Raw genomic sequence first — 13,781 nt, forward strand, 5'->3', positions numbered from 1 at the left:
TCATGCGTATCCTGATCTCGGGCGCCAGCATCTCGGGTCCGGTCCTCGCGTACTGGCTCATCCGGCATGGTTTCGACGTGACCGTCGTCGAGCGGGCCGGACAACTCCGCAAAACCGGCGGCCACGCCGTCGACCTGTTCCGGCCTGCGATGGAGATCTCGGAGAAGATGGGCGTGCTGCCCCAAATCGAGGCGCTGCAGACCGGCACCACCGAGCTGACGCTGCGGCGCCATGGCGCTAAACGGCCGGTACACGTCAACCTCACCAAGGTCTACGCCGCCTCGTCCGACCGACACGTCGAGATCATGCGCGACGACCTCAGCGAGGTCTACTACAACGCCACCCGAGACGACGCCGAGTACCTGTTCGGCGACTCGATCATCGCCATCTCCCCCGACGGCCGAGTGACATTCGAGCACAACAAGCCACGCGACTTCGACGTGATCGTCGGCGCCGACGGATTGCACTCCAACGTGCGCAGTCTGGTGTTCGGTGGCGACGCCGGCCACACCAGGTTTCTCGGCGGCCATCTTGCCGTCGTGTCGGTACCGAAATCCCTTGCACGCGAAGGTGAAATGGTCGTTCATCTGGCGGCAGGCCGGATGGCCGGCATTTACACCGCCAAGCCGTTGCAGGACGCTCGCGCGCTGTTTTTGTTCCGCAGCAAGGAAGAACTGCGGTATCACCATCGGGATGTGTTGCGGCAAAAGCAATTACTACGCGCAGCAGTGGCCGGGATGCATCCACAGGTCGACCGCTGGCTCGACGGGCTCGACGTCACACCGGCGTTCTACTTCGACTCGATCATCCAATTGCAGCTTGACGCGTGGTCGCGCGGACGGGTCGCGCTGGTAGGCGATGCCGGGTACTGCCCCGGTCCCGCGGTCGGTGGAAGCACCAGCATCGCGGTTCTCGGCGCCTACGTCCTCGCCGGGGAGCTGGCGCGCGCCGGCGGAGACTATCCGCGGGCATTCGCCTGCTACGAGCAGCAGATGGCCGAAGCGGTACGGCGCAGCCGCGCCTTCGCGCGCACGGCGGCCAAGAGCATCGTTCCTAGCTCCGCCGCCGGAGTGTGGGCCCTGACCCGCGGTGCGCAACTGATCTCAGCGCTGCCCGCAAGCCTGACCAGGGCCGTCGCCAAGCTGAACACCAAGGGTGTGCGACTCTTCGACTCGATGCAATACTCCGATTACTCGTTTGGCAACATGGCACCAAAGCCGCTGACGAGAGGACTGGCCCCGAATGGATCTCAACGGTGTCGGAATATGGAGTAGTCAACTGCGCTACGGTAACGCAGCCGAAGCGACCGATGCCGCAACGGAATTGGACGAGTTGGGGTTTCCCGCATTGTGGATTCCCGACGTCGGCGGAGCGGTCTTCGAGGCGGTGGGCCGCCTACTAGCCGCCACCAAGCGCACCGTCATCGCAACCGGCATCCTCAACCTGTGGATGCACACGCCCGAAGACACCGCCAAGTCCTACGCGGCGCTGAACACCGAACACGGCGACCGCTTCCTGCTCGGGATCGGCGTCAGCCACGCCCCACTGATCGACGCCGGCACTCCCGGTCGATACCGCAAACCACTGGCCGCGACGGCGTCGTTCCTGGACGGTCTGGATGCCGCCGACACGCCGGTGTCCAGCGACCGGCGGGTACTGGCAGCGCTAGGTCCAAAGATGTTGGCACTAGCGGCAACCCGCGCCCGCGGTGCCCACCCCTATCTGGTCACGCCGGAGCACACCGCTACCGCCCGTACCACACTCGGACAGGGCCCGCTGCTGCTGCCCGAGCAGACCGCGATCCTGACCGACAACGCCGACGAGGCGCGCAGCATCGGAACCGATTGGCTGCGCGGCTACCTGGCGATGCCGAATTACGCCAACAACATGCTGCGCAGCGGGTTCTCCGAGGACGACATCAAGCAGATCAGCGAACGGCTGTTCGACGCGATCATCGTGTGGGGCGATGAGGCCGCAATCATGCGTCGGGTCGCCGAGCATCAGGCTGCCGGCGCCGACCATGTCTGCGTTCAAGTCCTCACGGCCGACCCGAAAGAGTTCCCCCGGGAGCAATGGCGCCGCTTGGCCGCGGCCATCTAGATTTCAAACGCACTCAAAGCTCGGTCAACGGCCCGGAGGCCGGTAGCAATAGGCCCCCGAAACACCGTTGTTTCGGGGGCCTTTGCTTGGCTTACGCCGACTTGTTAAGTCAACGAGTCCGGCGGCAGAAAGCGATCGCCGTACTTCTCGGCCAGCTCCCGGGCACGGGCCACGAAGGCTGCCTTGCCCCGCCCGTGCGGCCCTTCGTAGCCCACAATGTACTGTGCGCTACCACCGGTCCAGGGTGGGTATCCGATGCCCATGATGGACCCTATGTTGGCGTCCGCCGTCGAAGTCAGCACGTTCTCGTCCAGGCACTTCTGAGTTTCCAGAGCCTCGGCGAACAGCATCCGGTCGATCATGTCCTGCAGCGGCGGCTCCGAGGAGCCCGACTTGAACGTCTCCCGCAGGCCCGGCCACAACCCGGACCGCTTGCCCTCGGGGTACTCGTAGAAGCCGGCGCCGTTGAGACGACCCGAGCGGCCGAGCTCGATCATCTTCTCCACCACGGCTTCTGCCGGGTGCGGCTCGTACTTGCCGCCGGCGTCCTCGACGCCCTTGCGGGTGGCGACGGCGATCTTGTGCATCAGCTCCAGGTTGAGTTCGTCGGAGAGCTGCAGCGGCGGCGCCGGGTAACCGGCCTGCGAACCGGCCTGCTCGATCGAAGCCGGCTCAACGCCTTCGCCGAGCATCGCTAGCGCCTCGTTGACGAAGGTGCCGATCACGCGTGAGGTGAAGAAACCGCGGCTGTCGTTGACCACGATCGGGGTCTTGCCGATAGCCAGCGTGTAGTCGAACACCCGAGCCAGCGCTTCGTCAGATGTCTTCTCGCCCTTGATGATCTCCACCAACGGCATCTTGTCGACCGGCGAGAAGAAGTGGATACCGACGAAGTCCTCCTGCCGCTTGACGCCGGTAGCCAGACCGGTGATCGGCAGCGTGGAGGTGTTGGATCCGAGCACCGCGTTCGGTTCGACGATGTCCTCGATCTCCTGGAACACCTTGTGCTTGAGATCCTGGTTCTCGAAGACAGCCTCGATAACGAAGTCGACGCCCTTCAGATCGGCGGGGTCGGCTGTCGGATGGATTCGGCCCAGCAGAGCGCTCGACTTCTCCTTGGTGGTCTTGCCGCGCTCAAGTGCTTTGGCCTCAAGCTTTTCTGAGTAGCCCTTGCCCTTCTGTGCGGCCTCCAAGGAGACGTCCTTGAGCACCACCTCGTAGCCGGCCTTCGCCGAGACGTAAGCGATACCGGCACCCATCATGCCGGCGCCAAGCACGCCGATCTTGTTGATCTTGACCGGCTGGATACCGTCTGGCCGGGACCCACCGCCGTTGATGGTCTGCAGGTCGAAGAAGAACGCCTGGATCATGTTCTTGGCAACCTGACCGGTCACCAGCGAGGTGAAGTAACGGCTCTCGATGCGGCAGGCGGTGTCGAAGTCCACCTGCGCGCCCTCGACGGCAGCAGCCAGGATCGCGCGCGGCGCCGGCATGTTCGCGCCCTTGAGCTGTGAACGCAGCAGCGACGGGAACGACGGCAGGATCGCGGCCAGTGCCGGCGACGCCGGGGTGCCGCCAGGGATCTTGTAGCCCTTCACATCCCACGGCTGGGTGTGCGACTCCGGGTTGGCTTTGATCCACGCTTTGGCCGCCGGCACCAGTTCGTCGACCGAGCCGACCAGCTCGTCGACTAGCCCGACCTCCTTGGCCTTTTTCGGGTTGAAGCGGGTGCCCTGCGACAGCACGTTCATGAACGCGTTCTGGATGCCGAACATCCGTACCGTGCGGGCCACGCCGCCACCGCCGGGCAACAGGCCCAGGGTGACTTCGGGCAGGCCCACGACCAGACCCTTGACGTCGGCCGCGATGCGGTGGTGACAGGCCAGGGCAATCTCGAGGCCACCGCCGAGGGCGGCACCGTTGATGGCGGCCACCACCGGCACGCCGAGGGTCTCCAGGGTGCGCAGATCTCGTTTGACGCTCTCGACGGTGTCGAACGCATCGCCCGCGTTCTCCGGGCCGAGCTGGATCATGCCCTTGAGGTCACCGCCGGCGAAGAAAGTCTTCTTGGCGCTGGCGATCACCACGCCGGTGATCGAATCCTTTTCCGCGACAAGGCGTTCGACCGCCTTGTGCATCGACTCCTGGTAGTGCTCGTTCATCACATTGGCCGACCCGGTCGGGTCGTCCAGCGTCAGGGTGACGATGCCGTCGGCATCCTTATTCCAATGAATCGTGTTCTCAGCCATGACTTTTTTAAATCCCTCTCAGACGCGCTCGATGATGGTCGCGACACCCATGCCGCCGCCGACGCATAGGGTGATCAGCGCGCGTCGCGCGTTGCGGCGCTCAAGCTCGTCGACCATGGTTCCGGTGATCATGGCGCCGGTTGCCCCCAACGGGTGCCCCATCGCGATGGCGCCACCGTTGACGTTCAGTTTCTCGTCGGGAATGCGCAGGTCCTTCTGGAACTTCAGCACGACCGAAGCGAACGCCTCGTTGAGCTCGAAAAGGTCGATGTCGTCGACGGTCAGTCCGGCTCGGTCCAGCGCTTTCTGGGTGGCGGGGGTGGGGCCGGTGAGCATGATCGTGGCGTCCGCGCCGGTGGTGGCCGTCGCCACGACGCGCGCCCGCGGGGTCAGCCCTTGCGACTTGCCGGCCGCCTCGGAACCGATCAGCACCAGTGCGGCGCCGTCGACGATGCCGGAGCTGTTGCCGCCGGTGTGCACGTGGTTGATCTTCTCGACCCAGTGGTAGCGCTGGCGCGCCACGTCGTCGAAGCCGGCCATCGCCGCCAGCCCCTCGAACGCCGGCTTGAGCTTGCCCAGCCCCTCGGCGGTGGTGTCGGGACGCATGTGCTCGTCGTGGTCGAGGATCACCAACCCGTTCATGTCACGGACTGGGACCACGGACTTGGCGAAGTAGCCGCCCGACCACGCCTCGGCGGCCTTGGACTGCGACCGCAGCGCGTATGCGTCGACGTCGTCGCGGGAGAAGCCCTCGATGGTGGCGATCAGGTCGGCACCGATGCCTTGCGGGACGATGTAGGCGTCGTAGCTGGTGGCCGGGTCGGCCATCATCGCGCCGCCGTCCGAGCCCATCGGAACCCGGCTCATGGACTCCACACCACCGGCGATCACCAGGTCGTCCCAGCCGGAGCGCACCTTCTGGGCGCCGATGTTGACGGCCTCCAGGCCTGAGGCACAGAACCGGTTGAGCTGCACCCCGCCTACCGTGTCGGGCATCTTGGCCGCCAGCACCGCGGTGCGGGCGATGTCGCCACCCTGGTCGCCGACCGGCGATACGACACCCAGCACGATGTCGCTGATCAGGTTCTCGTCGAGGTCAGGGTTGCGCCGCCGCAGCTCGTCGATCAAACCGACGACCAGGTCGAGCGGCTTTACCTCGGTCAGCGATCCGTTCTTCTGCTTTCCGCGCGGCGTGCGGATGGCCTCGTAGATGAAGGCTTCTTCGGACATGTCGATTTCCTATTCCAAAAGGGGTTTCGGATCCGTCTTACAGAGTAGGTCCAGTACAGGCACCCTAACAGGACATTCGGCCAACCTGTTGGTTGGGAGGAAGTTCGCAGGTCAGCATCACTGTAGCTACCCTTTTCGGCGCCGAGTGTCCGGCCAGACCGATTCCCGGCGGCCCGCGCACCCTGGCCGGACGTTCGGCGGGGCAACTCACGCGCTCTAGGCTCGACCACCATGACCGTCCCGCGGCTGCAGCCCTACGCCACCACGGTGTTCGCTGAGATGTCGGCGCTGGCCGCGCGCATCGGCGCGGTCAACCTGGGGCAGGGCTTCCCTGACGACGACGGCCCGCCCGAAATGCTGCAAGCCGCTCAGGATGCGATCGCCGCCGGCGTCAATCAGTATCCGCCCGGCCCCGGCATCGCGCCGCTGCGCCAGGCCATCGCCGCGCAGCGGCGCAGGCATTACGGCATCGAGTACGACCCGGAGACCGAGGTCCTGGTCACCGTCGGCGCTACCGAAGCCATCGCATCCGCGGTGCTCGGATTGGTAGAACCCGGCTCCGAGGTGCTGTTGATCCAACCGTTCTACGACTCGTACTCACCCGTGGTGGCGATGGCCGGCGCGCGCCGCGTCCCGGTACCCCTGGTCGCCGATGGCCGCGGTTTCGCTCTCGACGCCGACGCGCTGCGCCGTGCCGTCACACCCCGCACCCGAGCTCTGATCGTCAACTCGCCGCACAACCCCACCGGCGCCGTACTCAGCCCGCCCGAACTACAAGCTATCGCCGAGATCGCTACCGCCGCGGACCTATTAGTGATCACCGACGAGGTGTACGAGCACCTGGTCTACGAGGGGCAGCGGCATCTGCCGCTGGCCGCCTTGGACGGCATGGCGCAGCGCACGATCACCATCTCTAGCGCGGCCAAGATGTTCAACTGCACCGGCTGGAAGATCGGATGGGCCTGCGGCCCAGCACATCTCATCGCCGGCGTCCGGGCAGCCAAACAGTATCTCAGCTACGTCGGCGGAGCGCCGTTCCAGCCCGCGGTAGCCCTGGCGCTGGACACTCAGGACCGCTGGGTCGCCGCGCTCCGCAACGAACTGCAGGCCCGGCGCGATCGACTGGCAACCGGGCTGAGTGACATCGGGTTCGCGGTGCACGACAGCCACGGCACCTATTTTCTGTGCGCCGACCCGCGCCCGCTTGGCTACCACGACAGCACCGCGTTCTGCGCGGCGCTGCCGGAACGGGTCGGTGTGGCCGCCATTCCCATGTCGGCGTTCTGCGACCCGGACTCACATACCGCCGAACTCTGGAACCACTTGGTGCGCTTCACATTCTGCAAACGCGACGCCACCCTCGACGAGGCGCTGCGGCGGCTGGCCACGCTCAAAGCCGCAACTAAGTAGGCGCGACCACCTGCTCGCGCAAACCCTCGGTCGCCACCCACAAAACCTTTTCGCGGGCGCGCTTGACCATGAACTCCGGCAGTAGCGCCGAGGTCTCGACCGTGAGTGTGAAACGCACTCTGGTCCGGTCGTCCGCTTCGCGGCTGAAGTTGTACTCGCCATGCTGGGCGTGCTGCCGACGAGTCTTCTTGGCGTCCCACACCACCCAGTCCGGGCCCCAGTGGTATTCGAGGATCTCTTTGTCGATGATGCCGGCCACTTTGACGATGACCTTCACATGCCGAGGGCGGCCGTCCGGCCAGGTGTCGACGACTTTGGCCCGCTTGTGCACCGACGACCAACCCGGCAACGCCTCGATGTCGGCGATCGCGTCGATGATCGCCTCAGGCGGCGCGTCTATGACAATCTCGGAGGACGCTTGAACAGCCACTACTTCTTCTTCTCCGCGGGTTCACCATCCGACTCGCCTAGCACCCGTTCACGCAATCCCTTTGCGGCAGCGTCCAATACATGCTCACTGGCTCGCCGGACGATGAAACCTGGGATAGGACCACCTGGTTCGACGGTGATGTCGAAGCGCACCCGCGTCGTCTCGGGGCCCTCGGCGGTGACGTTGTACTCCACGTGTTGAGCGTGCTGCTGGTTGGTCTTGCCTGCGTCCCACACCACCCAGTCTGGGCCCCAGTGGTATTCGAGGATCTCCTTGTCGACAAGCCCCAGGATCTTAACCGTGGCCTTCACGTGGTGCGGCCGGCCGTCGGGGTAATAGTCGAGCACTTCGATGCTCTTGTGCAGCGGCGACCACGACATCAGCACGTCGACGTCCGCCAGCGCCTCCATGACGGCTTCCTGGGGCGCCTCAATAAGAAATTCTCGCGATGCTTTTACGGCCACCGCGTTCAAAACTAGCAACGTCGTCCTGACATCGGGAGCTGTTGGAGCAATTTGTCTGTTACCACCCGATCTCGGCGAGCGGGGTGGTCTCGGTGGGAGGTTTGCCGACGGGTCCGCCGGGTGTTCGCGAGAACCGCGGTGCCGGGGCGGCCTGGTCGACGCCGTGCGCGCTGACCACCGTAGACCGCCCCCGCAAATGGGCGTCACCTGCCGCTTCACTCCAGCTCAGCACGGGCGTCACACATGCGTCGGTATCGGCGAACACCTCGGTCCACTCGTCGCGCGTCCGGCTGGCGAACTTCGCCTCGAATAACTCGCGCATCCGTGGAAAGGAATCTCGTTCCAGTTGGGCCGGCACCTCGTCCACCGTCAATTCGAGCCCTGCCAGCAACGCCGCGAAGAACTGCGGCTCGATGGCGCCCACGGCCATGTACTTGCCGTCGGAGGTCTCGTAGCAGCGGTAGAACGGGGCACCGCCGTCGAGCAGGAACGATTCCCGTTCGTCGCGCAGCGAGCCGGTCGCCTTCATCGTCCACATCACCTGGGCCAGCACGCTGACCCCGTCGACCATTGCGGCATCGATGACCTGTCCCTGGCCGGACCGCTCGCGTTCGTAGAGTGCGGTCACAATGCCCAGCAACACCAGCATCGAGCCGCCGCCGAAGTCGGCAACCAGGTTCAGCGGCGGGGTCGGCGGCCGGTCGCGGTATCCCAGCGACGACATCGCGCCGGTCTGCGACAGGTAGTTGATGTCGTGTCCCGCCCTTGATGCCAGCGGGCCGTCCTGTCCCCAGCCGGTGATGCGCGCGAAGATCAGCCGCGAATTGATCGCCGCGCACTCGTCGGGCCCGATACCGAGCCGTTCGCAGGTGCCGGGCCGGAAGCAGTCCAGCAATACGTCGGCCTTGGCCGCCAACTCCAGCAGCACGTCGGGGTGGGACTTCACATCGAGATCGACGATTCGCTTGCCGCGGTGCAGCAGGTCGCGATCCTCGGCAGGCATCTGCAGGCCGCCGGGCCGGCGCACCCGCACCACGTCGGCGCCGAGGTCGGCGAGCACCATGCCCGCGTGCGGTCCGGGCCCGATGCCGCCCAGTTCGATCACCCGCACCCCGGCCAGGGGGCCCCCGCCCACCACCGGTGTTACTTCGCCTTCTTCACCTTCAGCACCCGCTCGCGCAATCCCTTGGTGGCCGAATCGATAGATCCCTTAACGGCTCGCTTGAGCACGAAGCCAGGCAGCGGCACGTTCGGGTCGACGGTGATCTCCATCTTCACCAGCGTGTCGCCACCCTTTGGCACCAGGGTGTATTTGCCGTCCTGCGCCTTCTGCTGGCTTGAATTCACCAGCGTCCAGCTCACCTCGTTGCCGTCCCAGGTGTAGGCCACCACCTGCTCGTCGGTGATGCCCGCGGTCTTCACCTTCATCTTGACTTTGCTCGGACGACCGTCGGCCCCGGTCTCGAGGACCTCGGCACTCTGATGCGGTTCGGACCAGTCGGGCATCGCTTCGAAATCGGCGATGACATCCAGGATCTCCTCGGGACTGGCTTCGATGACGATGTCGCGGGATTCTTTGATTGCCATGGCCCGCACGATATCGCGGGCCGTGTCCCTGGGGAATAGCCGTTGCACTGATATGTCGTCTCCGGGGCGTACCGTCGACGGCATGACCGAATCCGTTTACAGCGTCGGCGACTACCTGTTGGACCGCCTCGCGGAGCTCGGCGTCACCGAGATCTTCGGCGTCCCCGGCGACTACAACCTCGCGTTCCTCGACCACATTGTCGCCCATCCCAAGCTGCGCTGGGTGGGTAATGCGAACGAGCTCAATGCCGGCTACGCCGCCGACGGTTACGGACGCCTTCGCGGAATGTCAGCTGTGGTAACAACTTTCGGTGTGGGTGAACTCTCGGCAACCAACGCGATTGCGGGCAGCTACGCCGAGCACGTACCGGTGGTGCACATCGTCGGCGGTCCGTCCAAGGATGCCCAGGCCACCCGACGGGCGTTGCATCACTCGCTCGGCGATGGCGACTTCGAGCACTTCTTCCGAATCAGCCGCGAAATCACATGTGCGCAAGCCAATCTCATGCCCGCAACGGCCCGCCGCGAGATCGACCGGGTGCTCAGCGAGGTGCGCGAACAGAAACGGCCCGGGTACCTGCTGATGTCCACCGACGTGGCCCGCTTCCCCACCGAGCCGCCCGATGCCCCGTTACCGCGCTACAGCGGGGGCACCAGCCCACGCGCGCTGGCCATGTTCACCGAAGCCGCCGCCAAGCTGATCGGTGACCATCAGTTGACGGTGCTCGCGGACCTGTTGGTGCACCGATTGCAGGCGGTCGGCGAGTTAGAGGCGCTACTGGCGGCCGACGTGGTGCCGCACGCCACGTTGGTGTGGGGTAAGAGTCTGCTCGACGAAAGCTCTCCGAATTTCCTTGGTATCTATGCCGGTTCGGCCAGCGCCGAGCGGGTGCGCACCGCGATCGAACAGGCGCCGGTATTGGTGACGGCCGGCGTGGTGTTCACCGACATGGTTAGCGGATTCTTCAGTCAGCGCATCGACCCGGCGCGCACCATCGACATCGACCAGTATCAGAGCAGCGTGGCCGACGAAGTGTTCGCACCACTGGAAATGGGCGCTGCACTACAGGCGCTCGCCGCGATACTTACCGAGCGTGGAATCAGGTCACCGGCCGTGGCGCCGCCACCGGCCGCACCGCCCGCCCCCACCCCAGATCGCAACTCGGCACTCACCCAGCGGGTTCTGTGGGATCGGCTGTGCTCGGCGCTGACGCCGGGCAACGTGGTGCTGGCCGATCAGGGCACATCCTTCTACGGCATGGCCGACCACGTGCTGCCGCAAGGAGTCACCTTCATCGGCCAACCCCTCTGGGGCTCAATCGGTTACACATTGCCCGCGGCGTTCGGCGCCGCGGTGGCGCATCCTGAACGCAGGGCGGTGCTGCTGATCGGGGACGGGGCCGCGCAGCTGACGGTGCAGGAGCTAGGGACGTTCGCCCGCGAAGGGCTGTCCCCGGTGATCGTGGTGGTCAACAACGACGGCTACACCGTGGAGCGCGCAATCCACGGAGAAACGGCGCCCTACAACGACATCGTCGGCTGGCGCTGGACCGACTTGCCGCACACGCTGGGCGTACGAGACTACCTCGCGTTCCGCGCGCAGACCTACGGCGAACTCGACGACGCGCTCACCGCGGCCGCGGAGAACCGGGACCGGATGGTGCTCGTCGAGGTGGTGCTGCCACGACTCGAGATTCCGCCACTGCTGGCCCAACTCGTCGGACCGATGGCGCCGCCGCACCAGCAATCGGGATAGGAAGGGGGCAGCCCAAGGCTGGATAGGAAGGGCAGCCCAAGGCTTAGGCGGGCTTGGACGTGCTGTCCACGGTCGCCGATGAGATGATCGCCCGCACGGTACGCCGGCAGCGCCCGCAATCCGCACCCGCCCCGCAGGCGGCGGCGACCTCCTTGGTGGTGCATGCGCCCGCGCCGACGGCCTCAGCGACCATATGGCTGGTGATGCCATTGCACAGACACACGTACATCGCGCGCCGCTAGTCCGTCCCGATCCGGATCATGTCGGAGAAACGGCCGACGAACAGCGGCGGGTAGGCGCCGATGCCCACGCCTCTCAACCACTGCGCAGCCGCATCCGGGTGCTCGATCCATTCCCGGGCGCTGTCCTCATCGGGAAACTCTTGCAGGATCAGCACTTCGTGGGAATCGTCGAAAGCCTGGAAAACCCAGGTCTTCCGGATGCCGGCGGCGGTGAACCGCTCCATCGCTAGGCCGACTTCGGCGCTCAGTGTCGGCACGCTATTCACCGACGCGAACGCGGCCACCACCACCCCGGGCGCTTTGGGAGCAGCCGGCGGAGATTCAGCGACGAACCTGTCCACGATCTCGCCGGCGAACACGGCCGGGATGTCGTCGACACCGACCGCATCGAACCAATCGAAGAAGACCCTTGACCGCAGGAGTTCCACGATGGGCTCGCGGCTGTGCACGCCGATCATCACCAGGACCCGGCCGTAGTCGTGGGTCGAGGTATAGACGAGCACATGGTGAGCACCGATGTCGGCCAGCGCCGCCTTGCGACGCTCGAGCAGCGGCCACACTTTGGTCGGATCCGGAATTCGGTAGTCCGACGCAATCACCATCGAGTGGATGTCGCCGTCGCTCATGACGTTCCTAGGCCGGATTGAACTGCGAAATAAGCCATTTGCCGTCAGCCTTGATCAAGGTGACCAGCACCGTACTCGCGGCCATGGACGGCTCCGGGCGGTCCTTGCTCTGGGTGGTTTGGTTGACGAACAACAGGACGACGGCCGAGTTGGGGTGGAATTCGGTCAGCGCTCCACGCAACACCACCGCCGTCGTCTTCAGCGACTTCTGGGTGGCCGCCGGGGCGATGACCTGACGCGAGAAATTGTCATAGTAAGACAGGAAGTCACCCGTCAAACGCGTTCTGGCAGACGAGAAGTCGCGCTCAAGCGTTTCGGGCGAATAGGACAGGATGGCGACCACGCCATCGCTGGCGGCGGTGACTGCGGCCTTGGCGGCGTCCGCGTCGACTGCTTTGTCCTGGCGGTTGATAAACCAGTACTGTCCACCGAGCGCCAACAGCGAGACCACCACGAGCGCGGCCAACAAAATGGCGCCGGCCGTCGACGACAACCTGCTCGCCCGAAGTTTGCTCAACCGCCCACCGAGACGCGTGAGCCGGCCCGGACGCGACTCGCCCGCGGCTTCGAGCTTTTCCTTCTCCTCGACTACCGAGGTCTCCTCTGCGGTCACGGCACGAACTCCACTCTGGACATCTTGAGTTGTCCACCGTCGCGAGTCATTGTCACGATCAGCCGGTATTTGCGTGGATCTTGTTTAGCTCCAGCAGAATTCGTGATCTCAGCAGTACTTGCGACCAGTACGACCGCCGAGTTTTCGGTCATGGTGTCGCGTTCCACCGCAGTGGCCTGAACGCTGCCCTGCGCCACCACCTTCGACTCCTCCACGGTCCGGGTGAAGTCGTCGGCCATCTTCAGGAAATCTGCCTTGAAGTCACCGGTGGCGACGTCCTCGATGCGTTGGACACTTTCCTTCGCGTGCTCGAAGTCCAGCGAGGTCAAAGTCACCACGCCTTGGCGCGCAGCTGCGGCGAACTGCTCCACCTGCTGGCGTTCACGGGCCGCATTGCGGTGCAGGATGGACATCTCGACGCTGGCTCCCACTGAGGCCAGCACGACGAGGACGGCGAGAACCACGGCGACTTCGGACAGTTTCGGACGCCGCAGCGGGAGCAGCCGCCGGCCAGATTCGGCGGTCGCCCCTTCCGGATCGTGGGCCGTGGCGGTTTCACCACCGGTGATCTCTTCGGTCTGGCCCACCGGTTCGGTCTCTTCGGCCTCTTCGGCGGGTTTGGTGAGTTTGCTCGGCTCCGCCTTGCGGGCCGCGACCTTTGAGGGTCCCTCGGCTTGGGGCGCGGCCACAGCGTCCGGCTCGCTGGCCGCCGCGGCGATCTCCGCCTCGACGGTTTCTGCTTCGGCGGTGCCGCTCGGTGCGTCGTGGTCTGATTCGACGAGTTCGGCCTCGCGACGCAGCCGGATCGCTCGGGCCCGGGCCCGAGCGGCGGCGGCGAGGGCTTCGGCCTCGGCAGCCTCAGCCTCCGCTTCCTCGGCCAGCGACCTCATCTCCGCGATATCCCGCGGAGTCTCGTACTTTTTCAGCGGAGACAATTTCGTCTCGGCAGCATCCTGTCGGATGCCGCCGTCCCCCGCTCGTCGGCTAGAGAGCGAGACTGCTTGTCGCTCAACCTGGAACTCCTCTACCGCCTACCCGTCGGTGACCACCGGCATCGCCGACCGGCCCAAACCC

14 protein-coding genes are annotated in these 13,781 nt (G+C 65.4%); 4 read left to right on the forward strand and 10 right to left on the reverse strand.

What is annotated here, in order from left to right:
• The first annotated feature begins 2 nt into the window (after positions 1-2).
• On the forward strand, positions 3-1,274 hold the full coding sequence (locus tag H0P51_RS23950) for an FAD-dependent monooxygenase (protein WP_180915307.1): 1,272 nt from the start codon (positions 3-5) through the stop codon (positions 1,272-1,274).
• A complete protein-coding gene (locus H0P51_RS23955; protein ID WP_180915308.1) occupies positions 1,243-2,100 on the forward strand; it encodes an LLM class F420-dependent oxidoreductase in 858 nt (285 codons plus the stop codon). The genes H0P51_RS23950 and H0P51_RS23955 overlap by 32 nt, the downstream gene beginning before the upstream one ends.
• A 104-nt stretch (positions 2,101-2,204) precedes the next feature.
• Here H0P51_RS23955 and H0P51_RS23960 read toward each other — a convergent pair whose 3' ends face one another.
• The gene (locus tag H0P51_RS23960; RefSeq protein WP_180915309.1) at positions 2,205-4,349 is read right to left on the reverse strand and encodes a 3-hydroxyacyl-CoA dehydrogenase NAD-binding domain-containing protein; all 2,145 of its coding nucleotides are present in this window, start codon (positions 4,347-4,349) and stop codon (positions 2,205-2,207) included.
• 18 nt (positions 4,350-4,367) lie between these two features.
• Positions 4,368-5,579 (reverse strand): acetyl-CoA C-acetyltransferase, encoded by a 1,212-nt coding sequence (locus H0P51_RS23965; protein WP_180915310.1) that lies wholly within the window; start codon positions 5,577-5,579, stop codon positions 4,368-4,370.
• Between the two features lie 231 nt (positions 5,580-5,810).
• Between H0P51_RS23965 and H0P51_RS23970 the strand changes: the two genes are divergently transcribed.
• Entirely contained in the window at positions 5,811-6,989 is a 1,179-nt protein-coding gene (locus H0P51_RS23970) for a pyridoxal phosphate-dependent aminotransferase (protein ID WP_180915311.1), read from the forward strand.
• On the opposite strand, the gene H0P51_RS23975 is transcribed toward H0P51_RS23970, so the two are convergent.
• From H0P51_RS23975 to H0P51_RS23990, 4 genes are read right to left on the reverse strand one after another with little or no spacing between them, the layout of a single operon-like run.
• Positions 6,982-7,419: an SRPBCC family protein gene (locus H0P51_RS23975; protein ID WP_180915312.1), complete on the reverse strand. Its 438-nt coding sequence runs from the start codon at positions 7,417-7,419 to the stop codon at positions 6,982-6,984. The two genes, H0P51_RS23970 and H0P51_RS23975, sit on opposite strands and share 8 nt — an antisense overlap.
• On the reverse strand, positions 7,419-7,883 hold the full coding sequence (locus H0P51_RS23980; RefSeq protein WP_180915313.1) for an SRPBCC family protein: 465 nt from the start codon (positions 7,881-7,883) through the stop codon (positions 7,419-7,421). Before H0P51_RS23980 ends, H0P51_RS23975 begins: the two co-directional genes overlap by 1 nt.
• A 58-nt stretch (positions 7,884-7,941) precedes the next feature.
• Complete coding sequence (locus H0P51_RS23985) at positions 7,942-9,021, reverse strand: CaiB/BaiF CoA transferase family protein (RefSeq protein ID WP_180915314.1); 1,080 nt, start codon at positions 9,019-9,021, stop codon at positions 7,942-7,944.
• A gap of 5 nt (positions 9,022-9,026) precedes the next feature.
• Positions 9,027-9,470 carry an SRPBCC family protein gene (locus H0P51_RS23990; RefSeq protein ID WP_180915315.1) on the reverse strand — a complete coding sequence of 148 codons (444 nt, stop codon included), beginning with the start codon at positions 9,468-9,470 and terminating at the stop codon, positions 9,027-9,029.
• Positions 9,471-9,552: 82 nt separating this feature from the next.
• On the opposite strand from H0P51_RS23990, the gene H0P51_RS23995 reads away from it, so the two are divergent.
• Positions 9,553-11,226, forward strand: coding sequence for an alpha-keto acid decarboxylase family protein (locus H0P51_RS23995; protein WP_425488916.1), 1,674 nt, complete (start codon positions 9,553-9,555; stop codon positions 11,224-11,226).
• 43 nt (positions 11,227-11,269) lie between these two features.
• Here the strand turns inward: H0P51_RS23995 and H0P51_RS24000 are convergent, their stop codons facing one another.
• Genes H0P51_RS24000 through H0P51_RS24015 form a run of 4 tightly spaced genes read right to left on the reverse strand, consistent with a single transcriptional unit; the run spans position 11,270 to position 13,642 of the window.
• Complete coding sequence (locus tag H0P51_RS24000; protein ID WP_180915317.1) at positions 11,270-11,455, reverse strand: (2Fe-2S)-binding protein; 186 nt, start codon at positions 11,453-11,455, stop codon at positions 11,270-11,272.
• A gap of 9 nt (positions 11,456-11,464) precedes the next feature.
• Positions 11,465-12,094, reverse strand: coding sequence for a fatty-acid--CoA ligase (locus H0P51_RS24005; protein ID WP_180915318.1), 630 nt, complete (start codon positions 12,092-12,094; stop codon positions 11,465-11,467).
• Positions 12,095-12,101: 7 nt separating this feature from the next.
• On the reverse strand, positions 12,102-12,707 hold the full coding sequence (locus H0P51_RS24010; RefSeq protein WP_180915319.1) for a twin-arginine translocation pathway signal: 606 nt from the start codon (positions 12,705-12,707) through the stop codon (positions 12,102-12,104).
• The gene (locus H0P51_RS24015) at positions 12,704-13,642 is read right to left on the reverse strand and encodes a hypothetical protein (RefSeq protein ID WP_425488918.1); all 939 of its coding nucleotides are present in this window, start codon (positions 13,640-13,642) and stop codon (positions 12,704-12,706) included. The genes H0P51_RS24010 and H0P51_RS24015 overlap by 4 nt, the downstream gene beginning before the upstream one ends.
• Between the last annotated feature and the right edge of the window lie 139 nt (positions 13,643-13,781).

The sequence above is a fragment of the Mycobacterium vicinigordonae genome, from assembly GCF_013466425.1.
In the GTDB taxonomy this organism is placed as follows: Bacteria; Actinomycetota; Actinomycetes; order Mycobacteriales; family Mycobacteriaceae; genus Mycobacterium; species Mycobacterium vicinigordonae.